Genomic DNA, 19,518 nt, shown 5'->3' with positions numbered 1-19,518 from the left:
GGGCCCATCTTTCCCCCTTCGGCGGCGGTGAGTGCCGGAACCTTCGCCGCAGTCGGTAAGTTGCATGTACAGCACCGGCGGGCGGCCGGTGAGCGAGTTTCTCGATCGGAGGGGCCGACTTGACCTTCCGGACTCCCGCTTTCGGGCGCCGGCTCGGTACCGGGCGGACGCGGACCGTCCTGCCCGCTCTGGTGGCGCTGGCCGCGCTGCTGGTCGCGTTCATGGTCTTCACGGCGATGTACACCGACCTCCTGTGGTACCGGTCGATCGGTTTCTCGACGGTGTACACGACGCAGCTGCAGGCGAAGATCGTGCTGTTCTTCGGCGCGGGGCTGCTGGTGGCGCTGGTGGTGGGCGCCAACGTGCTGGTCGCCTACCGGCTGCGTCCGGCGTACCGGCCGCTGTCGGTGGAGCAGCAGGGCCTGGAGCGGTACCGCTCGGTGATCGATCCGCGGCGCCGGCTGATCGCGGTGTCGCTGCTGGGGCTGCTGGGGGTGCTGACGGGGTCGTCGGTGGCCGGCCAGTGGCCGGTGTGGCTGGCGTTCCTCAACCGGACGCCGTTCGGCATCGAGGACCCGCAGTTCCACAAGGACGTGTCGTTCTACGTCTTCACGTACCCGTTCCTGCGGCTCGTGCTGGGTGTGATCTTCGCGACGGTGATCCTGTCGATCCTGGCCGCGGTGATGGTGCACTACCTGTACGGGGGGCTGCGGCTGCAGGGGCCGGGCGACAAGGCGAGCCCGCCGGCGCGCGCGCACCTGTCGGTGCTGTTCGGGCTCTTCATCCTGCTGAAGGCGGTGGCGTACTGGTTCGACCGGTACGGCCTGGTGCATTCCGAGCGCGGGGTGACGACGGGCGCGTCCTACACCGATGTCAACGCGCTGCTGCCGGCGAAGACGATCCTCGCCGTGATCGCGCTGCTGTGCGCGGCGATGTTCTTCAGCAACCTGCTGCGGCGCGGCATGATGCTGCCGGGCGTCGGGTTCACGCTGCTGGTGCTGTCGGCGATCCTGCTGGGCGGGGTGTACCCGCTGCTGATCCAGCAGTTCCAGGTGAAGCCGGACGAGCTGGCCAAGGAGCGCCAGTACATCGAGCGCAACATCAAGTTCACCCGCGCCGCCTACGGCGTGGACGGCGCGAAGGTCGTCCCGTACGGCACGCAGCCCGTCACGGACAAGAAGAAGCTCCAGGAGGACGCCGAGAAGATCGGCGGCGTGCGCGTCCTCGACCCGAACGTGGTCGGCGAGACGTTCCAGCAGCTCCAGCGGATCCGCCCGTTCTACCAGTTCCCCGACACCCTGGACGTGGACCGCTACCAGGTGGACGGCAAGCTCGTCGACACGATCGTCGCGCTCCGCGAGCTGTCGGGGGCGCCGGCCGGGCAGCGCAGCTGGGTGAAGGACCACATGGTCTACACGCACGGGTACGGCTTCGTGTCGGCCTACGGCGACCGGTTCGACTCCCGCGAGCCGGCGTTCATCACCCGCGACATGCCGGCGTCGCCGAGCCAGCGGATCCAGGTGACCAAGCCGGAGATCTACTTCGGCGAGCGCTCGCCGGAGTACTCGGTGGTCGGCGGCAAGGGCCAGCAGGAGCTGAACTACCCCGACAACAGCCCGTCCGGGCAGCAGAGCAGCACCTACTCCGGGCAGGGCGGGGTCCGCATCGACTCGTTCCTGCACAAGCTGCTGTACTCGGCGAAGTTCCAGGACAAGAACCTGCTGCTGTCGGGCGCGATCAACAAGGACGCCAAGATCCTCTACGACCGGACGCCGCGCCAGATGGTGCAGAAGGCGGCGCCGTGGCTCACGCTGGACGGCGATCCGTACCCGGCGGTGGTGAACGGCCGCATCCTGTGGATCGTGGACGGCTACACGACGTCCAGCAGCTACCCGTACTCGGAGGAGATGAGCCTCGGGGAGGCGACCCGCGACACCATCACCGACACCCGGTCGGCGGTGGCGCGGCAGGCGAACGACCACGTCAACTACATGCGCAACTCGGTGAAGGCCACGGTGGACGCCTACGACGGCACCGTGCACCTCTACCAGTGGGACGAGAACGACCCCGTGACGAAGACGTGGATGAAGGTGTTCGACAACACCGTCCAGCCGCGCTCGTCGATCCCGCCGGACCTGGAGGCCCACTTCCGCTACCCGCAGGACCTGTTCAAGGTGCAGCGGAAGGTCCTCACCAAGTACCACGTGACGGACCCGTCGGCGTTCTACAACGGCGAGGGCTTCTGGGAGGTCCCGCAGGACCCGACGGTGCGGGGCAAGCGCCAGCCGCCGTACTACCAGAGCCTGCGGATGCCGGGCCAGGACACCGAGTCGTTCGCGCTGACGACGGTCTTCAACCCGCGCAACAACCCGCAGCTGGCGGCGTTCATGGCGGTGGGGTCGACGCCGGGGCGCGACTACGGGCAGATCCAGATCCTGCAGATGCCGCGGAACGCGCAGCCGCAGGGCCCCGGCCAGGTGCAGAACTCGTTCGAGACCGACTCGAAGGTCAAGGGCGACCTGTTCGCGCTGCGGCAGGGCGGCACGAAGACCGTGGCCGGCAACCTGCTGACGATCCCGTTCGGCGGTGACCTGCTGTACGTCGAGCCGATGTACACCAAGGCCGCGGGCGGCGCGGAGCAGCAGCCGTACCCGATCATGGGCAAGATCCTGGTCCGGTACGGGGAGAACATCGCCGCGGCGGACACGCTGCAGGACGCGCTGAAGCAGGTCCTGGGCGCCGAGGGCGAGTCCGCGCAGCCGGGGGCGCCGCCGGAGTCGCCGGGATCGCCGGGCGGGCAGCAGCTCAGCGCGGCGGCGCAGAAGGCGATCGCCGACCTGAACAAGGCCGTGACCGACTACGAGAACGCCCAGAAGAAGGGCGACTATCCGGGCATGGGCGACGCCTGGAAGCGGATCAAGAGTGCGCAGGCCGCGCTGGCGGCGGCGGGGAAGGCCCCGCCGAAGGCGTCGCCGAGCCCGACCCCGTCGCCGTCCGGGTCGCCCTCGGGGTCGCCGTCGCCGAGCGCCAGCCCGCCGGCGAGCTGAAAGGCGCCGCCAGGCGAGCTGAGCGGGCCCGCCGCCGCTGCCCCCGGGCCGGGGTCAGCGGCGGCGCTTGCGGGCGCGGCGGATCGCGGCGGCGCCGATCGCGGCGACGGTGGCGCCCGCGGCGGTCGCCATGGTGGCCTCCTTGCCGCCGACGCGGCGGCCGACGACCGCGTGCCGCCCGGCGGTCTCCTCCATGATCGCGCGCAGGGCGGCGGCGTTGTCGTGCAGCGGCTTCCACCCGGCGGCCCGCAGGCGGGCGCAGTCGACGACCCACGGGTAGGCGACGTAGTGCAGGTCGGTGGCGGGCGCCGGGGTCATGCCGAGCCGGTGCAGCCGCTGCGCCATGCCGAAGGTGAGGGCGGCGGGCAGCTCGAAGGTGCGCTTGCCGGTGATCTCGGCCACCTCGTCGGGGCCGAGCCAGCCCTCGGAGCCGACGGCGACGGGCCCGCGGACGTCCTCGACGACGACGGTCTCCAGCGCGGACGCGAGGTCCTCGATGTGGCAGAACTGCCAGCCGGGGGTGCTGCCCTTGACCGACAGCAGCCGGGGCGCCTCGAAGTGCCGGGTGATCACGGTGTCGACGCCGGGGCCGGCGAGCGCGGCGGGCCGGACGACGGTGACCTCCAGGCCGGGGTGGGTGACGGGCGCGGTCGCGGCCAGCTCCTCCATCTCCAGGAAGTCGCCGGCGATGCTGGTGCTGGCCTCGGCGAGCAGCGGGGCGTCCTCGCCGAGCGGCACCTCGTTCCCCGGCTCGGCCCCGTACACCATCGCGGACGTGACGAGGACCACCCGGCGGACGCGGGCCGCCGCGGCGGCGGTGACGACCGTCTGGGCGCCGCGGACGTTGTGGGTGCGGCGCTCGCGCTGGTCGGCGTCCGGGGAGCGCTCGATGTCCAGGTTGACGAGCACGTCGACGTCGGAGAGCCGCCCGGACAGCAGCGGGTCGCGGATGTCGGTGACGCGCCAGGTGACGCCGGGCACGTCGCCGCGCTGCCCGTCGATGGCGACGACCTTGCGGATCTCTTCCCGTTCGGCGAGCCGGGCGGCCAGCAGCCGTCCCGCCCCGGAGGCGGCGCCGGTGACGGCGACGACCGGGCCCTTGCTACGCCGAGGGCGAACCTTGCCCGTTGCCACGGGGCTGCCCCCTTCCTTGAGTACGCGACCTTGCCGGGACCGGCTAACGTTGCGGATATGAGCCCATCATGCATCCCAGGGGCGAACCGATGAGTGACACTCCCTTCGGCTTCAACCGTCCCGGCAACGGCGACGACGACGACCGGCCCCAGGATCCATTCAAGGGCATGGGCGGCGACATGGCGCAGTTCGCCGACATGCTGCACCGGTTCGCCGACATGATCGGCGCGCAGGGTGCGGGCGGCGGGGGCGGCGGCCCGCTGAACTGGGACCTGGCCAAGAACATAGCGCGCCACACGGTGGTGGAGCAGGGCGACCCGTCGGTGGTGGACGCCGAGCGCCGCCAGGTCGAGGAGGCGCTGCGGCTGGCCGACCTGTGGCTGGACGAGCGGACGACGCTCCCGGCCGGGATCCGGACGCCGCGGGCGTGGAGCCGGTCCGAATGGATCGAGCAGACGATCCCCGTGTGGGCCAAGGTGTGCGACCCGATCGCGACCCGCATGGTCGAGTCCATGGGCGGGGCGCTCGGCGGCGGCGACATTCCGGCCGACGTGCAGGCGATGGCGGGCCCGCTGATCGGCATGGTCAAGCAGATGGCGGGCGCGATGGTCGGCGGCCAGGCCGGGCAGGCGCTCGGCGCGCTGGCCCGCGAGGTCACCGGCTCGGCCGACGTGGGGCTGCCGCTGGCGCCGGACGGCGTCGGCGCGCTGCTGCCCGCCGGGGTCGAGGCGTTCGGCGCGGGCCTGGAGGTCTCCGACGACGAGGTCCGGCTCTACCTGGCGCTGCGCGAGGCCGCCCACCAGCGGCTGTTCACGCACGTCCCGTGGCTGCGCTCGCACCTGCTGGGCGCGGTCGAGGAGTACGCCCGCGGCATCACCGTCGACCTCTCGGGGATCGAGCAGGCCGTGCAGGGCCTCGACCTGAGCAACCCGGAGGCGATCCAGGAGGCGCTGGGCGGCGAGATCCAGCTCCAGCCGGAGGAGACGCCCCGGCAGAAGGCGGCGCTGGCCCGGCTGGAGACGGCGCTCGCGCTGGTCGAGGGCTGGGTCGACACGGTCGTGAACGAGGCCGCGGAGGGGCGGCTGCCCGGCTCGGTGAAGCTGGCCGAGGCGGTGCGGCGGCGCCGCGCGACCGGCGGCCCGGCGGAGCGGACGTTCGCGACGCTGGTCGGCCTGGAGCTGCGGCCGCGGCGCCTGCGGGAGGCCGCGGTGCTGTGGCGGTCGCTGGGCGAGGCGCGCGGCATGCGGGGCCGGGACGCGGTCTGGGACCACCCCGACCTGCTCCCGACGGCCGACGACCTCGACGACCCGGACGGCTTCGTGCACGGCCGCGACGAGATCGAGGGCCTGTCCGACCTCGACTGGTCCGACCTGACGAAGGCTCCGGAGGAGGGCGAGAAGCCCGACGACGAGAGCCCGGACGACAAGGGCCCGGACGAGAAGGGCCCGGACGGCGAGGGGCCCGGCGGCGGGAGCCGCCCGGACGACGGCGGGCCGCGGGCATGAGCCGCGCACGCCCGTCCCGGGTTCCCGGCTGCCGGTACGAGCCCGGATCGTCCACGAACGCGGTCCGCCGCCGGGTCGCGCGCGCCAGCCTGTGCTGGCAGCGCCCGATCGACCAGGAGCGGCGCCGCCGCCGACCCGACAACTCCCGCTACCCCCGGGTGGGCCGGGCCTGACGTCGGAGCCCTGACGTCGGAGCCCTGACGGAGAAGCACGGTCACGCGGAAGGCGCGGCCCGCGGGAGATCGTGACGATCTCCCGCGGCCACATCCTGCTATCCGGGAGCATCGACCCATCATGAACAAGACCGACGTCATCGAGCGCACGGCCGAGTACGCCAGGGAGACGCTGGAGGCCGACTCGTCGGGGCACGACTGGTGGCATGTGGCGAGGGTCCGCCGGCTGGCCCTGGAGCTGGCCCGCGAGGAGCGGGCCGATCCGTACGTGGTCGAGCTGGCCGCGCTGCTGCACGACATCTCCGACTACAAGCTCAACGGCGGCGACCTGGCCAAGGGGCCGCGCACGGCGTTCGAGTGGCTGGTCGGGCTGGGCGAGCCGGAGAGCCTCGCGCGGGACGTGTCCGGCATCATCGCGGCGATGTCCTTCAAGGGCGCGGGCACGGCGTCGGAGATGGCGACGATCGAGGGCAAGGTCGTGCAGGACGCCGACCGGCTCGACGCGCTCGGCGCCATCGGGGTGGCGCGCGCGTTCGCCTACGGCGGCCACAAGGGCGAGCCGATGCACGTGCCGGGGCTGTCCCCGTACCTGCACACGTCGCTGGACGACTACCTGAACCGGCAGGGCAGCACGATCAACCACTTCTACGAGAAGCTGCTGCTGCTCAAGGACCGGATGAACACCGAAGGCGGGCGCAGGCTGGCCGAGCGGCGGCATCGCGTCCTGGAGCGGTTCCTCGACGACTTCCTCTCCGAGTGGGACGCGAAGGATCTCGGGTGACCGAGGGCCCCGCCCCGCACGCCGACGCGCTCTCGGTCCTGCGGCGCTGGCAGGCGCCCGACGCCCGGCAGGAACGCCTTCGCGAGGCGTTCGTTGAGCATCTGCTGGCCCGTCCCGACGGCACGGGCCGCGGCTGCGACCGCGGTCACGTCACGGTCGGGGTCGCCGTCCTCGACTCGGCGGGCACGAGCGTGCTGCTGACCCACCACCGCGGGATGGGCCGGTGGGTGCAGCTCGGCGGCCACTGCGAGCCGGGCGACCCGACCCTGCGGGACGCCGCGCGGCGGGAGGCCGCCGAGGAGTCGGGCATCGCGGGGCTGGAGGTGGCGGCCGCTCCCTTGCGCCTTGATCGCTATGACGCGCGGTGCGACGGCCGTGGCCTGCCGCATCTGGACGTGCAGTTCACGGCGACGGCTCCGCCCGGGGCCGTGCCGGAGCCGGGGCCCGGCGGGGACGAGGCGCGGTGGTTCCCGGTGGAGGCCCTGCCGGAGTCCGCAGACGAGGGGACGCGCGCTCTGGTCCGGGACGCGGTCGCCGCCGTAACGCGGGGCTGAGCCGTTCAGCGGCCGAGCGGGTGGCCTTCCAGGAGGGCGCGGGTGTTCTCCCAGCCCTCCAGGCCCGGGTCGAGGAAGCGCAGGTCGCCGGGGGTGCGGAGGCGGTGCCAGCCGGGGCCTTGCGGCACCTGGCCGGGGCGGGGCGCGGCGGCGCGCAGCCGGGCCAGGGCGTCCGGGGTGTCGAGGCCGACGCCGTGCAGGGCGGCGTCGAGCCAGCCCGGCACGGGGAGGCGCGCGGCGAGCGCGACGAGGCCCTGCCCGGCGCCTTCGGCCTGGCAGGCGGCGGCCGGGGCACTGCCGAGGGCGCGGAACAGTTTGCCGAGCAGCAGCGGCGGCAGGTCGGGGGCGTCCGCGGCGACCAGGGCCGCGGACCCGGCGCCCAGCTTGTGCAGGGCCGCGAACGCGCCGGCGAGCGTGCCCGCGCGGACGATCGGCGTGCCCGGCCAGGTGACCGCCTCGGCGTCCGGCTGGTCGGGCGGGTCAAGGACGAGCGCGGGCGTCACCAGTTCGAGCCCGGCGACGACCTCGTAGGCGTCCTCCAGCAGCGCGAGGCGGAACTCACCGGGGTCGACACCGGCGGGCGCCGCTCCCCCGTGGCGTGCGGGGAACGACAGCACCGCGGCGAAGCGGGCGGACGCGGCGGGGCCGTCGGTCACCCGGCGGCCTCGCGCGGGAACTCGTCCCCGGGGTGCAGCCCGTCGCCGTGGTGGATGCCGCCGACCTCGTCGCCCGGCGCGTCCGCCTCCAGCGGCAGGTGCGCCGCGGCGGCGACGCCCTCCAGGTAGCCGCGGGCGCGGTCCGCCTTCGGGTAGTTGGCGACCAGGTCCCAGAAGTCGGCGCCGTGCCCGGGGATGAGCAGGTGCGCCAGCTCGTGGACGAGGACGTAGTCGACCACCCAGCCCGGCATGCCGCGCAGCCGCGTCGACAGCCGGATCGTGCCGTCGTCGGGGGTGCAGGACCCCCAGCGGGCGCGCTGGTTGGCGACCCAGCGGACGCTGGTGGGGTCGGCGCGGCCGTCCAGGTAGCGGCGGGACAGCTCGCGGGCGCGCGACTGGAGGTCGGCGTCGGTGGGCCGCCTGCGGCGCTCCCGCTCCGCGAGCCGTTCCAGGATGGTCGCGATCCACTGTTCCTCTTCGGCCTTGCTCAGCCTCGACGGAACCATCACCACCACCTTGTCGCCGTCACGGTAGGCGGACACGGTTCGCCTGCGGCGTGCGCTGCGGCGGACCTCAACGTTTGGGGGCACGCCTGAACCGTACTCGAAGATTTGCCCACGCCAAAGAGGGTGTTTGACGTTGCCGCAGGTCAACGCCTATTTTTTTGCCATCCCCGGTGGTTAGGGCAAATGCCCTCGGGGCGGCTCCGGCGGCTTTACTCGCCGGTGAATTCGGGGCTGCGCTTCTCCCACTGGGCGGCCAGTCCCTCGCGCATGTCGCGGGACGACATCGTGACCGGCTGCGCGAGCGACTCCCAGCGCAGCGCCTCGTCCATGCCGGAGTGCCCGCCGCCGGCGAGCGCGACCTTGGTGAGCCGCGTCGCGATCGGGGCCTGCGCGGCGACCCGGGCGGCGACGCCGAGGGCCTCCTCCAGCAGCGCCGCGCGCGGGAACGCCCGGTTGACCAGGCCGTGCCCGGCCGCCTCGGCGCCGGTGAGGACGCGTCCGGCCAGCAGCATCTCGCGGGCCAGCGGCAGCCCCGCCACCTCGGGGAGCAGCCAGGTCGCGGCCATGCCGGGATGCAGCCCGAGGGCCGTGAACGGGGCGAGGAGCTTGGCGTCGTCGGCCGCGTAGCGCAGGTCGCAGGCGAGGGCGAGGCACAGCCCGGCGCCGACGGCGTGCCCGTTGACGGCGGCGATCGTCGGCACCTCCAGGCCGCGGATCGCCAGCCACGTCCGGTAGAACTCCAGCATCCGGTCGCGCAGCGGCGGGACGGCGACGGAGCCCGTGTCGGCGAGCCAGGACAGGTTCCCGCCGGAGCTGAACGCGCTGCCGGCGCCGGTGACCACGACGCAGCGCAGCCCGGCGTCGCCGCGCAGTTCCGCGATGGCGTCCTTCCAGGCGGCGGTCATCTCGTCCGACATCGCGTTGCGGCGGCCGGGGTCGTTCAGGGTGAGGACGGCGACCCCGTCGGGGCGGCGTTCGACCAGCAGCGGGTCGGCGGAGTCTCCGGGCATGCCCGGCACGGTACCGAACCGGGCTCGGCCACGCCCGCACCGGGCCGTGAGAAAGCGCACACTTACCACATCGCGGCAGGTCAGCGAGGTGGGCCGGATACGGGCCCGGCTTTACCCCGCACTGGTTGTGGCGTGAACGACATCCGATCACCGACAATGTACGGCGTGAGCGATCTTCCCCGCCGCGCGGTGACGCGGTCAGCCAAGCTGGCGTCCCTCCCCATCGGCTTCGCGGGCCGCACCGCCCTCGGCGTCGGGAAGCGGACCTTCGGCAAGCCGGCCGAGGCCGTCGCGATGGAGATCCAGACCCGCACCGCCGAGCAGCTGTTCAAGGTGCTCGGCGAGCTCAAGGGCGGGGCGATGAAGCTCGGCCAGATGCTGTCGATCTTCGAGGCGGCGCTGCCGCCGGAGATCGCCGGGCCGTACCGGGCCACGCTGACCAAGCTGCAGGAGGCCGCTCCCCCGCTGCCGGCGTCGACCGTCCACAAGGTGCTGGAGGAGTTCCTCGGGCCGGACTGGCGCGACTACTTCGAGTCGTTCGACGACCGGCCGGCCGCCGCCGCGTCCATCGGGCAGGTGCACCGCGCCGTCTGGCACGACGGCCGGGCCGTGGCGGTGAAGGTGCAGTACCCCGGCGCCGGGAAGGCGCTGATCAGCGACTTCAATCAGCTCGCGCGCCTCGGCCGGCTGTTCGGCGTGCTCATGCCGGGGCTGGACGTGAAGTCCATGCTCGCCGAGCTGAAGGAGCGGGTGGTCGAGGAGCTCGACTACACGATCGAGGCCGAGTCGCAGTCGCTGTTCCGCGAGGCCTACCTCGACGACCCCGACTTCTACATCCCGGAGGTCATCGCCCAGTCCGGCGACATCCTGATCACCGAGTGGATGGACGGCACCCTCCTGTCGAAGATCATCAGCGATGGTGACCAGGAGACCCGGAACCACGCGGCCCTGCTGTACTGCCGGTTCCTGCTGTCCGGGCCGAAGCGGTCCGGGATGCTGCACGGCGACCCGCACCCCGGCAACTTCCGGCTGCTGGCCGACGGCCGGCTCGGCGTGCTGGACTTCGGCGCCGTCGACCGCATCCCCGGCGGCTTCCAGCAGCGGCTCGGCCTGCTGCTGCGCATCGGCACGATGGCCGACATCGACGAGGTCGAGGACGCGCTGCGCCGCGAGGACTTCATCCGCGAGGGCGTCGAGATCGACACCGAGTCGCTGCAGGCGTTCCTCGCCCCGATCACCGAGCCGTTCGTCACCGAGACGTTCAAGTTCAGCCGGGAGTGGCTGCGCGACATGGCCGCCCAGGTCACCGACCTGCGGCCGTCCAACGTCGTCCGGCAGCTGAACCTGCCGCCCGAGTACGTGATCATCCACCGGGTGCTGTCGGCCGGCACCGGCGTGCTGTGCCAGCTCGAATGCGAGATCCCGGCCCGCGCCGAGTCCCTGAAGTGGGTGCCGGGCTTCGCCGGCGACGAGGACGGGGAGCTCGTCTCCGGCTGACCGTGACCGGCCACGCCGGGCTCGGGCGCCCCGGGTCGGGCGGGGCCGGTGAAGGCGGACATGGCGGAGCCCCGCGCACTGATGGGGTGCGCGGGGCTCCGCTCTTCCTCGCGCGTCCGGTGGAGTGGGGCCATCGGACGCGCTCCACGTGCCCGCCGGGAGGCGCTCCCGTCCGCCAAACCATCCAAGAAGGACGGACGGGGCCTCGACCGGGCGGGCACTTCTTCGTCTCTACACCGTTCGTCTCTACACCGTTCGTCTCCACACGTTCGCCGGAGGCGGAGGCCGGCCCCCGTGAGCGGCCTCCGCGACGGTCAGTCCCGGTAGCGGGGCTTCGGAACGTGCGGGTACCGCTCTCCCCGCGCGGTCGGGGCGAGCAGCACGCGCCGGACGCGGGACGCCCTCGTCCGGGCGTCCCGGCGCGCCCTCCGCAGAGCGCGCACGCGGGCGGCCATCTCGTCCGGCACGGTCGCCGGTATTCGTTCTCTCGACAGGTCCTGGCTGAGCAACGTCATCTCGTTCTCCCGGGCCGCCCGGAGGCGCGGTCCCCGCGTGGGGGCCACGCCTCCGGGGTCGATTCGGCTGAGCGTCGCGGGCATCGCCGCCTCACACCGCCACTTCGTCGGGCCGCGGGTGCTTGCGCGGGCGGCCGCGCGGCCGCTTGCGCGGCACGATCACACCGCGGACGAAGAGCTCACCGCCCCAGACGCCCCACGGCTCCTTGCGCTCGAGAGCGCCGGCGAGGCACTCCTTGCGGAGCGGGCACTCCAGGCACAGGGCCTTGGCGAGCTCGACATCGGCGGGAGCCTCGGCGAAGAACAGCTCCGGGTCGGTCCGGCACGGAAGCGTGAGGTCCTCCTCGCTGATCGCGAGGGCCCCCTGCATCACAGTCACCCTTGTTCCTCTCGTTGGATCTCAACGGGTGTTTCGGTGGGTCTGGGCAAAGAGAAAGGCCGCGGATCCGGTGTCTGGATCCGCGGCCTGGGGGCTTGCCGGTTGTCTTGCTAGACCGGTCGCCTCCAGGGGTACGGACCCGACACGCCACCCTTGGTGGCGCCCATGTGGGCCGTGGCCGGAGCCGGGACGCTGGCGTCCTCGACGAGGAGTTCGAAGACACTCCGCCCCTGGTCGTCCTGGATCAGCTGCTCGAATCGCAGGTCGCGCAGGCCGCGCAGGTTCGCACGCTGCTCGCCGCGCTGGTTCGCACGCTGCTCGTCGCGCTGCCACGCCTGGGCATAGGCGCCGGGCATGGCGAGGCGGGACGAGGACGTGCCGCGCACCGAGGCACAGAGCACCGAGGTGCCGGGGCGTGCGTCGGTCCAGGACGCCGTGAATTTGGTCAACGTGCTGCTCACCGGACTACACACCACCTCTCGGGCTCCTCGGGCCGGGCCGGCGGATCAAGATCCACACCGGACGGCCGGTTGATTGCTCGCGACGAGCGTACGGGGATCTCGCCGAATCACACAAGATATTTTTGACCTGCGGTTTTGTGGGTGAGTTCACCCTTTTCCCGGAAACCCGGGGTGCCTCACCGGCGTCGAACCTCACGGGAGTCCCCTGCGGAACGATCTTCCCAAGGGTACGGCGGGGCGGGCCCCGCCGCCACCGTGATCAGCGCTCGCGCTCGCCGTCGGAGACGCGGACGAGGCCCTCCTGCATGACGGAGACGACCAGCTCCCCCTCCCGGGTGAACACCTGGCCGCGGGCGAGGCCGCGGGCGCCGCCGGCGAACGGCGTGTCCTGGTAGTACAGCAGCCAGTCGTCGGCGCGGAACGGCCGGTGGAACCACATCGCGTGGTCGAGGCTGGCGCCCATCGTCCGCTTGTCGCCCCAGGCCAGGCCGTGGTTGAGCAGGACGGTGTCGAGCAGCGTCATGTCCGAGGCGTAGGTCATGAGGCAGACGTGCAGCAGCGGGTCGTCCGGCAGCTCGCCGTCCACCTTCAGCCACACCTTCGACTCGGGGGTGGCGAGCGCCGGGTCCTTGGCCGCCTCCCAGGTCAGCGGCGTCGCGTGCCGGATGTCGAACGGGCGCCGGGTGACGAACTCCCGCGCGCCGACCTCGCCGAACAGCGGGGTCAGCCGGGTCAGGCCGTCCGGGAGCGTCTCGGGGGCGGGCGCGTCCGGCATGGCGGCCTGGTGGAACGGGCCCTCCTCGACGATCTGGAACGACGCCGACAGCGTGAAGATCGCCTTGCCGTGCTGGACGGCCGTGACCCGCCGCGTCGTGAACGACCGCCCGTCCCGGACCCGGTCGACGGTGTAGACGATCGGGACGAGCGGGTCGCCGGGCCGGATGAAGTAGGCGTGCAGCGAGTGCACGGGCCGGTTCGCGGGGACGGTGCGCCCGGCGGCCACCAGTGCCTGCCCGGCCACCTGGCCTCCGAAGACGCGCTGCCGCCGCTCCTCGGGGCTGCGGCCGCGGAAGATGTCGTTCTCGATCTGTTCGAGATCGAGCAGGTCCAGCAGGGCCTTCAGCGATTCCTTCACGGCGGCCAGTCTTCCCTATCGGTCCCAGTGACCGGGATCTCACCCCCGGCGGCACCGGCCCGTCCGGCCCGTCCCCGTGACCGGAATCTCACCTCCGGGCGAGCGCATGCGGGCGGGCCCGTCCGGCGGGGCTCGGGGTCAGTGGCCGCAGAGGGTGAGGACGGCGTCGCCGTAGCGGTCGAGCTTGACCCTGCCGACGCCCGGGATGCGGGCCAGGTCCTCCAGGGACTCGGGGGCGTGCTCGGCGATCGCCTGCAGGGTGGCGTCGGTGAACACCACGTAGGCGGGGATCTTCTGCTCGGCGGCGACCTCGGCGCGCCAGTCCTTCAGGGCGAGGAGCAGCTCCTCGTTCAGCTCGGACGGGCAGTCCTCGCAGCGGCCGAGCTTGCGCTCGACGGCGGCGGTCAGCGGGCGGCCGCACACGCGGCACGGCTGCGGGCCCTTGGCGGGGCGGCGCTTGGACCGGTCGGCGCGGGGCGGGGTGTGCGTGGTGGTCTTGCCGGTCAGGCCGTCCAGGAAGCGGGACGGGCGGCGCGTCTGCGACCCGCCGGGCGAGCGCGACAGCGCCCACGACAGCGCCAGGTGGACGCGGGCCCGCGTGACGCCGACGTAGAGGAGGCGGCGCTCCTCCTCGATCTGCGCGGGCGTCTTGGCGTAGACGATGGGCAGCGTGCCCTCGGCCAGCCCGACGAGGAACACCGCGTCCCACTCCAGGCCCTTGGCGGCGTGCAGCGAGGCGAGCGTGACCCCCTCCAGCGGCGGCGCGTGCTGCGCGGCGGCGCGCTCCTCCAACTCCGCGACGAAGTCGGGCAGGGCGGCCTTGGGGTTGTCGGCCGCCATGTCCTCGGCGAGCTGGGCGAGCGCGGCGAGCGACTCCCAGCGCGCGCGGGCCGCGCCCGCGCCCTCGGGCGGCTGGTCGGTGAACCCGGCCCCCGACAGCACGTGCCGGACGGTCTGGATCAGCCCCATCCCCTCGGTCTCGGGGTCGGCGCCCGCCCGCGCGGCGCCGCGCAGCCGGACCACCGCCTCGCGCACCTCGGGCCGCTCGAAGAACCGCTCCGCGCCGCGCAGCACGTACGGGACGCCCGCCGCGGCGAGCGCCGACTCGTAGGTCTCGGACTGCGCATTGACCCGGAACAGGATCGCGATCTCCCGCGCGGGGACGCCCTCGTCGATCAGCTTGCGGGCCTGCCGGGCCGCGTCGTCGGCCTCGGCGACCTCGTCGTCGTACTCGTTGAACACCGGTTCGGGGCCGTCCGCGCGCTGGGCCAGCAGCTCGAGCCGGTGGCCGCCGCCCCGCGCCTGCCCGATCACGCCGTTGGCCAGCCGGACGACCTGCGGCGTGGAGCGGTAGTCGCGGACGAGCTTCACGACCTTCGCGTCCGGGTGCTCGCGGGTGAAGTCGAGCAGGTGGGAGGGGGACGCGCCGGTGAAGGAGTAGATCGTCTGGTTGGGGTCGCCGACGACGCACAGGTCGTCGCGGTCGCCGAGCCAGGTGTCGAGCAGCATCTTCTGCAGCGGGTTGACGTCCTGGAACTCGTCCACCACGAAGTACCGGTACTGCTCGCGGACCTGGTTCGCGACCTCCCGGTGCTCGGTGAGGACGGCGGCGGTCAGCTCCAGCATCCCCTCGAAATCGAGCAGGTTGCGCTCCCGCCTGAGCTGCTCGTACATCGCGTAGACGCGGGCCACGTCGACGACGTCGGCGGGCGGCCGGCGGCCGGCCTTGGCGACGGCGGCGGGGTAGTCCTCGGGGCGGTGCTGGGTGACCTTCGCCCACTCGATCTCGCTCGCGAGGTCACGCAGCTCGGTGCGGCCGAACGACAGCCGGCACGCGCGCGCCGCGTCCGCGACGAGCCCGATCTTCGAGTCGACGATCTTGGGCGCCTCGCCGCCGACGACCCGGGGCCAGAAGTAGCTCAGCTGCCGCAGCGCCGCCGCGTGGAACGTGCGGGCCTGCACACCGGGCGCGCCGAGCTGCCGCAGGCGGCTGCGCAGCTCGCCCGCGGCGCGCGTGGTGAAGGTCACGGCGAGCACCCGCTGCGGCGTGACGACACCGGTGAGCGTCGCGTAGGCGATCCGGTGGGTGATGGCCCTGGTCTTGCCCGTCCCGGCGCCCGCGAGCACGCACACCGGCCCTTTCACCGCCTCGGCGACCGCCCGCTGTTCGGGGTCGAGTCCCTCCAGCACCGACTCAGCCAACATGCCCCCATACTCGCAGCCCGTCCCACATGCCTCAGCCGATACGCCGCCTGTGGACAAGCCGGAGCCGAACGGGGCCGAACGAGGCCAGGCAAGGCCGGACAGGGCCAGGCGGGGGGCGGGCAGGAATGCCGGGGGGCTGTCTACTGTTCTGCCGTACGCACGGACTGTCCGCGCGAACAGTGTCCGAACGAACGAGGAGACCGCGAAGCGATGGCGACGCCGACGACCGGCCAGCTCACCATGTACACGACGACCTGGTGCGGGTTCTGCCGCCGGCTGAAGAGCCAGCTCGCGCGGGACGGCATCGAGATGGTCGAGGTCGACATCGAGCGCGACCCCGAGGCCGCCGACTTCGTCATGAGCGTCAACGGCGGGAACCAGACCGTCCCAACGGTGCTGTTCCCGGACGGCACGGCGGTGACGAACCCCAGCGCCAAGGAGGTCAAGCGCCGCCTGGCGGAGATCGCCAAGGCCGGCTGACCCCTCGCCCACCGACCTGCCCGAGAAGGCCCGCCGACCGCGAGGTCGGCGGGCCTTCTCCGGTGCTGTGCGGCCGTGCTGTGCGGCCGGTCAGAGTCGTATGCGGCCGGTCAGAACGGCGGCATGTTGGGGAGTTCGCCGCCGTACCAGCGCATGATGAGCTGCGCGGCGATGGACAGCGGGCCCGGTGCGACGATCTCGCCCGCCTCGATGGCGGCGCGCAGCTCGTCGCGGGTGTACCAGGCGGCGTCCAGGATCTCCTCCGGGTCGGGGTTGAGCGGGACGCCGCCGTCCGCCCGCGCGGTGAAGCCGAGCATGAGGCTCTGCGGCAGCGGCCACGGCTGGCTGCCCAGGTAGTGGACGTCCCGGACGGGCAGCCCGACCTCCTCCTTGACCTCCCGCGCGACGGCCTGCTCCAGCGACTCGCCCGGCTCGACGAACCCGGCGAGGATCGAGCGGCGGTCGGCGGGCCACTGCGGGCCGCGGGCCAGCAGGATGCGGTCGTCCCCGTCCGTCACCAGCATGATCACGGCCGGGTCGACGCGGGGGAAGTGCTGCGAGCCGTCCTCCGGGCAGACGCGCACGTGCCCGGCGGACGCGACGCGGGTCCGGGCGCCGCAGCGCGGGCAGAACCCGTGGGTGCCGTGCCAGTGCTCCAGCGCGACGGCGTGGGTGAGCAGGCCGGAGTCGCGGTCGCCGAGGAGGGCGCCGACGCGGCGCAGCCCGGCCGGCTCGGCCCCCTCGATGGCGGGCAGCGGGCCGGACACGCCGAAGTACACGGTGCCGTCGTCGTCCGCGCCGAGGAGCCAGCGCTCGCCGTCCGGCGCCTGCGCGGGCGGGACGAGCACGAGCGCCGGACCGGGCTCGTGGACCACCAGGGCACGGCCGTCCTTGACGACCAGGACGCGCGTCCGCGGATCGTTCCAAGCGGCGTCCAGCCATGCCTCGTCGCGGCGGTTCAACGCGGCCCGGTCGAGCGTTCCGCGCGCGAGCGCGAGCCACTCCAGTGGGGCTTCGGTCACAACTGCTCCTCTCCGGGGTACTTCAGCGCAGCGCGGTGGCGAGTTCTTCCCACAGGTACGCGGCGGCCTCGGCGCCCTTGAGCAGCAGCGGGATCTCGACCTTCTCGTTGGGGGCGTGGATGCGGTCGCCGTTCAGCCCGACCGCGAGGAACACGAGCGGGGCGTCCAGGATGTCGGCGATGTCGGCCTCGGGGCCGCTGCCGCCCTCGCGGGTGAACAGCACCTCGGTGCCGAAGGCCCGCTCCATCGCGCGCCGCGCGGCGGCGACGCCGGGCGAGTCGATCGGCGAGAAGCACGGGCGGACGCCGCCGCCGGGGCAGCGCACCTCGGCGTCGACCCCGGGCGGGGCGTGCTCGGCGACCCACGCCTTGAACGCCTCCTGGACCTTGCGCGGGTCCTGGCCGGCGACGAGCCGGAAGGAGATCTTGGCGTGGGCGTCGCGGGGGACGATCGTCTTGCCGCCCGGCCCGGTGTGCCCGCCCCACATGCCGTTGATCTCGGCGGTGGGGCGCGCCCAGATGCGTTCGAGGGTGCTGTAGCCCTTCTCGCCCTGCGCGGCGCGGCTGTCGCCCGCGGTGCGCAGCCATTCGTCCTCGTCGAACGGCAGGCGCGCGAACGCCGCGCGCTCCTCGTCCGTCAGCGGGACGACGTCGTCGTAGAAGCCGGGGAGGGTGACGCGGCCGTCGGCGTCGTGCAGGGCCGCGAGCAGCCGCGCCATGGCGTGCAGCGGGTTCGGGACGGCGCCGCCGAACGAGCCGGAGTGCAGGTCGGTGGACGGGCCGCGCAGCGTGACCTCGGCCTCGGTGAGCCCGCGCATCCCGGTGCACATGGACGGGACGTCCGCCGCCCACATCGTGGTGTCGCTGATGACGACCGCGTCGCAGGCGAGCCGGTCGCGGTGGGCGCGCAGCAGGTCGGCGAAGTGCACCGACCCCGACTCCTCCTCGCCCTCGACCAGCAGCCTGACGGTCACCGGCGGGGCCTGCCGGCCGGACGCGGCGAGCAGCGCGCGCAGGCCGAGCGCGTGGAAGAAGATCTGGCCCTTGTCGTCGGAGGCGCCGCGCCCGATGAGCCGGTCGCCCTTCTCGACGGGCGCGAACGGGTCGGTGTCCCACTCGGAGAGGGGCTCGACCGGCTGGACGTCGTGGTGGCCGTAGACGAGCACGGCGGGGGCGCCGGGGTCCTCGGCGGGCCATTCGGCGAAGACGGCCGGGTGGCCGCCGGTCTCCCACGTCTCCACGGTCGGGAAGCCCTGCTCCCGCAGGTAGGAGGTGAGCCAGGCCGCCGATCGGCGCACGTCGCCGGCGTGCGCCGGGTTCCCGGAGATGGACGGGATGGCCAGCCACTCCTTGAGATCGGAGACGAACCTGTCCCGTTCCGCCTGGATGTAGGCGACCACGTCGTTCACCCGCATGCCCCTTCGCATGTGTGTTCTGTCGTACCGTTGCAGCGGTTCCACGGCCGGCACCGCCGCGAGCTTACATCGACGTCAACGCAGTGTTAGGGGAAGCAGCTTGATCCTCATCGATCCGCCGCTCTGGCCCGCGCGCGGGCGTGTCTGGTCGCACATGGTGAGCGATGTCTCGTTCGAGGAGCTGCACGCGTTCGCGGCGGAACTGGGGATGCCGCCCAGGGCCTTCGAGCGCGACCACTACGACGTCCCGTCCGAGCTGTACGAGGCGGCGGTGCTGCAGGGGGCCCAGGCGGTCGGCTGCCAGGAGCTGCTGCTGCGGCTCACCAGGGCGGGCCTGCGCCGCCGCAAGGAGTACCGTCCCCGCGCCGCTCACTGAGGGCCGGGCCAGGGCTCAGGTGTTGACAGGGCTCAGGCGTTGAGCAGCATCAGTTCCGTCCGGATGTTGTTGCGTGCGCGTTCCTCGAACCGTTCGCGCGCGGGCGGCGTGTGGAAGAGCTTGGGGAGGGCCAGGAGGCCGTTGAGCACTTCGGCGCGTCCGGCGGAGAAGAACTCGTCGGGGACGAACGCGTACTCCTCCCGGACGGCGGCGGTGTAGGCGGCGTACTCGCCGGGGCCGGAGCCGAGGACGGCGAGGTCGGCGTCGCACAGGACCTGCCCGTTGCGGTCGTCCTCGTCCGGAGCGTGCGTGGTCGTCAGCTCGACCAGCCGGGCCACCTCCTGGACGCCGGCGGGCGAGAGGTCGGTGTCGGCGAGCATGCGGGTCGCGAGGCGGGCGCTGCGCTCCTCGTTGTCGGCGCGCTCGGGGTCGTAGACGGCGTCGTGGAACCAGGCGGCGAGGCGGACGAGGTCGGGATCGTCCGCGTGCCCGGCGAGCTCGTCCACCAGGTCGAGGACCGCGGTCAGGTGCGCCCGCGTGTGGTAGCGGCGATGCGGCTCGCCGTAGCGCTCGTCCAGCTCCGTCCCGATATGCCGGGTGTGAGGCCCTGCCAGCGCGACCCACCGGTCGACAAGATCCATGGCCCCATCCTGGCGGACGCCCCGCCG

Annotated in this window: 20 protein-coding genes; 8 read left to right on the top strand and 12 right to left on the bottom strand. The window is 73.1% G+C overall.

What is annotated here, in order from left to right; all coding sequences use genetic code 11:
* The first annotated feature begins 119 nt into the window (after positions 1–119).
* Positions 120–3,047: a UPF0182 family membrane protein gene (locus CHF16_RS12860; protein ID WP_089326227.1), complete on the top strand. Its 2,928-nt coding sequence runs from the start codon at positions 120–122 to the stop codon at positions 3,045–3,047.
* 54 nt (positions 3,048–3,101) lie between these two features.
* Here CHF16_RS12860 and CHF16_RS12855 read toward each other — a convergent pair whose 3' ends face one another.
* Positions 3,102–4,181: an NAD-dependent epimerase/dehydratase family protein gene (locus CHF16_RS12855; protein ID WP_089326226.1), complete on the bottom strand. Its 1,080-nt coding sequence runs from the start codon at positions 4,179–4,181 to the stop codon at positions 3,102–3,104.
* Between the two features lie 89 nt (positions 4,182–4,270).
* Here CHF16_RS12855 and CHF16_RS12850 point away from each other — a divergent pair, with 89 nt between their 5' ends.
* The 4 genes from CHF16_RS12850 (at position 4,271) to CHF16_RS12840 (ending at position 7,194) form a co-directional block, all read left to right on the top strand.
* Entirely contained in the window at positions 4,271–5,686 is a 1,416-nt protein-coding gene (locus tag CHF16_RS12850; protein ID WP_089326225.1) for a zinc-dependent metalloprotease, read from the top strand.
* Entirely contained in the window at positions 5,683–5,859 is a 177-nt protein-coding gene (locus CHF16_RS40250; RefSeq protein ID WP_171068930.1) for a hypothetical protein, read from the top strand. The genes CHF16_RS12850 and CHF16_RS40250 overlap by 4 nt, the downstream gene beginning before the upstream one ends.
* 121 nt (positions 5,860–5,980) lie before the next feature.
* Complete coding sequence (locus CHF16_RS12845) at positions 5,981–6,640, top strand: HD domain-containing protein (protein ID WP_089326224.1); 660 nt, start codon at positions 5,981–5,983, stop codon at positions 6,638–6,640.
* Positions 6,637–7,194: an NUDIX hydrolase gene (locus tag CHF16_RS12840; RefSeq protein ID WP_089326223.1), complete on the top strand. Its 558-nt coding sequence runs from the start codon at positions 6,637–6,639 to the stop codon at positions 7,192–7,194. Before CHF16_RS12845 ends, CHF16_RS12840 begins: the two co-directional genes overlap by 4 nt.
* Positions 7,195–7,199: 5 nt before the next feature.
* Here CHF16_RS12840 and CHF16_RS12835 read toward each other — a convergent pair whose 3' ends face one another.
* The 3 genes from CHF16_RS12835 to CHF16_RS12825 form a co-directional block, all read right to left on the bottom strand.
* The gene (locus CHF16_RS12835) at positions 7,200–7,850 is read right to left on the bottom strand and encodes a hypothetical protein (protein WP_245868430.1); all 651 of its coding nucleotides are present in this window, start codon (positions 7,848–7,850) and stop codon (positions 7,200–7,202) included.
* Complete coding sequence (locus tag CHF16_RS12830) at positions 7,847–8,392, bottom strand: M48 metallopeptidase family protein (protein WP_089326222.1); 546 nt, start codon at positions 8,390–8,392, stop codon at positions 7,847–7,849. The genes CHF16_RS12835 and CHF16_RS12830 overlap by 4 nt, the downstream gene beginning before the upstream one ends.
* A 173-nt stretch (positions 8,393–8,565) precedes the next feature.
* Positions 8,566–9,366 (bottom strand): enoyl-CoA hydratase/isomerase family protein, encoded by an 801-nt coding sequence (locus CHF16_RS12825; protein ID WP_089326221.1) that lies wholly within the window; start codon positions 9,364–9,366, stop codon positions 8,566–8,568.
* 165 nt (positions 9,367–9,531) lie between these two features.
* On the opposite strand from CHF16_RS12825, the gene CHF16_RS12820 reads away from it, so the two are divergent.
* On the top strand, positions 9,532–10,863 hold the full coding sequence (locus CHF16_RS12820; protein ID WP_089326338.1) for an ABC1 kinase family protein: 1,332 nt from the start codon (positions 9,532–9,534) through the stop codon (positions 10,861–10,863).
* Between the two features lie 314 nt (positions 10,864–11,177).
* On the opposite strand, the gene CHF16_RS12815 is transcribed toward CHF16_RS12820, so the two are convergent.
* The 5 genes from CHF16_RS12815 to CHF16_RS12795 form a co-directional block, all read right to left on the bottom strand.
* Positions 11,178–11,378, bottom strand: coding sequence for a hypothetical protein (locus tag CHF16_RS12815; protein WP_089326220.1), 201 nt, complete (start codon positions 11,376–11,378; stop codon positions 11,178–11,180).
* A gap of 91 nt (positions 11,379–11,469) precedes the next feature.
* A complete protein-coding gene (locus CHF16_RS12810) occupies positions 11,470–11,748 on the bottom strand; it encodes a WhiB family transcriptional regulator (RefSeq protein WP_089326219.1) in 279 nt (92 codons plus the stop codon).
* A 119-nt stretch (positions 11,749–11,867) separates the two neighbouring features.
* Positions 11,868–12,218, bottom strand: a complete 351-nt coding sequence (locus tag CHF16_RS12805; RefSeq protein ID WP_089326218.1) for a hypothetical protein — start codon at positions 12,216–12,218, stop codon at positions 11,868–11,870.
* 259 nt (positions 12,219–12,477) lie between these two features.
* Positions 12,478–13,353 carry an acyl-CoA thioesterase II gene (gene tesB, locus CHF16_RS12800; protein WP_089326217.1) on the bottom strand — a complete coding sequence of 292 codons (876 nt, stop codon included), beginning with the start codon at positions 13,351–13,353 and terminating at the stop codon, positions 12,478–12,480.
* A 138-nt stretch (positions 13,354–13,491) separates the two neighbouring features.
* On the bottom strand, positions 13,492–15,558 hold the full coding sequence (locus tag CHF16_RS12795) for an ATP-dependent DNA helicase UvrD2 (protein ID WP_089326216.1): 2,067 nt from the start codon (positions 15,556–15,558) through the stop codon (positions 13,492–13,494).
* Positions 15,559–15,768: 210 nt separating this feature from the next.
* Here CHF16_RS12795 and CHF16_RS12790 point away from each other — a divergent pair, with 210 nt between their 5' ends.
* Positions 15,769–16,038 (top strand): mycoredoxin, encoded by a 270-nt coding sequence (locus CHF16_RS12790; RefSeq protein ID WP_089326215.1) that lies wholly within the window; start codon positions 15,769–15,771, stop codon positions 16,036–16,038.
* Positions 16,039–16,148: 110 nt separating this feature from the next.
* Here the strand turns inward: CHF16_RS12790 and nudC are convergent, their stop codons facing one another.
* Entirely contained in the window at positions 16,149–17,060 is a 912-nt protein-coding gene (nudC, locus tag CHF16_RS12785) for an NAD(+) diphosphatase (RefSeq protein WP_089326214.1), read from the bottom strand.
* A 22-nt stretch (positions 17,061–17,082) separates the two neighbouring features.
* Positions 17,083–18,474, bottom strand: a complete 1,392-nt coding sequence (locus tag CHF16_RS12780; protein WP_089326213.1) for a dipeptidase — start codon at positions 18,472–18,474, stop codon at positions 17,083–17,085.
* A gap of 100 nt (positions 18,475–18,574) precedes the next feature.
* Between CHF16_RS12780 and CHF16_RS12775 the strand changes: the two genes are divergently transcribed.
* Positions 18,575–18,850, top strand: a complete 276-nt coding sequence (locus CHF16_RS12775; RefSeq protein WP_218826646.1) for a DUF4031 domain-containing protein — start codon at positions 18,575–18,577, stop codon at positions 18,848–18,850.
* Positions 18,851–18,882: 32 nt separating this feature from the next.
* On the opposite strand, the gene CHF16_RS12770 is transcribed toward CHF16_RS12775, so the two are convergent.
* A complete protein-coding gene (locus tag CHF16_RS12770; protein ID WP_089326212.1) occupies positions 18,883–19,491 on the bottom strand; it encodes an HD domain-containing protein in 609 nt (202 codons plus the stop codon).
* Positions 19,492–19,518: the final 27 nt, after the last annotated feature.

Source organism: Actinomadura meyerae (genome assembly GCF_900188445.1).
Taxonomy (GTDB): domain Bacteria; phylum Actinomycetota; class Actinomycetes; order Streptosporangiales; family Streptosporangiaceae; genus Spirillospora; species Spirillospora meyerae.
Note: the sequence above shows the minus strand (reverse complement) of the source record. Positions and strands in the feature narration are given on the sequence as shown.

Coding starts and splice junctions, on each gene's coding strand:
- CHF16_RS12845 (WP_089326224.1), top strand. CDS start 5,981: ATGAACAAGACCGACGTCATCGAGCGCACGGCCGAGTACGCCAGGGAG.
- CHF16_RS12815 (WP_089326220.1), bottom strand. CDS start 11,378: ATGACGTTGCTCAGCCAGGACCTGTCGAGAGAACGAATACCGGCGACC.
- CHF16_RS12825 (WP_089326221.1), bottom strand. CDS start 9,366: ATGCCCGGAGACTCCGCCGACCCGCTGCTGGTCGAACGCCGCCCCGAC.
- CHF16_RS12850 (WP_089326225.1), top strand. CDS start 4,271: ATGAGTGACACTCCCTTCGGCTTCAACCGTCCCGGCAACGGCGACGAC.
- CHF16_RS12780 (WP_089326213.1), bottom strand. CDS start 18,474: ATGCGGGTGAACGACGTGGTCGCCTACATCCAGGCGGAACGGGACAGG.
- CHF16_RS12795 (WP_089326216.1), bottom strand. CDS start 15,558: ATGTTGGCTGAGTCGGTGCTGGAGGGACTCGACCCCGAACAGCGGGCG.
- CHF16_RS40250 (WP_171068930.1), top strand. CDS start 5,683: ATGAGCCGCGCACGCCCGTCCCGGGTTCCCGGCTGCCGGTACGAGCCC.
- CHF16_RS12770 (WP_089326212.1), bottom strand. CDS start 19,491: ATGGATCTTGTCGACCGGTGGGTCGCGCTGGCAGGGCCTCACACCCGG.
- CHF16_RS12790 (WP_089326215.1), top strand. CDS start 15,769: ATGGCGACGCCGACGACCGGCCAGCTCACCATGTACACGACGACCTGG.
- CHF16_RS12810 (WP_089326219.1), bottom strand. CDS start 11,748: ATGCAGGGGGCCCTCGCGATCAGCGAGGAGGACCTCACGCTTCCGTGC.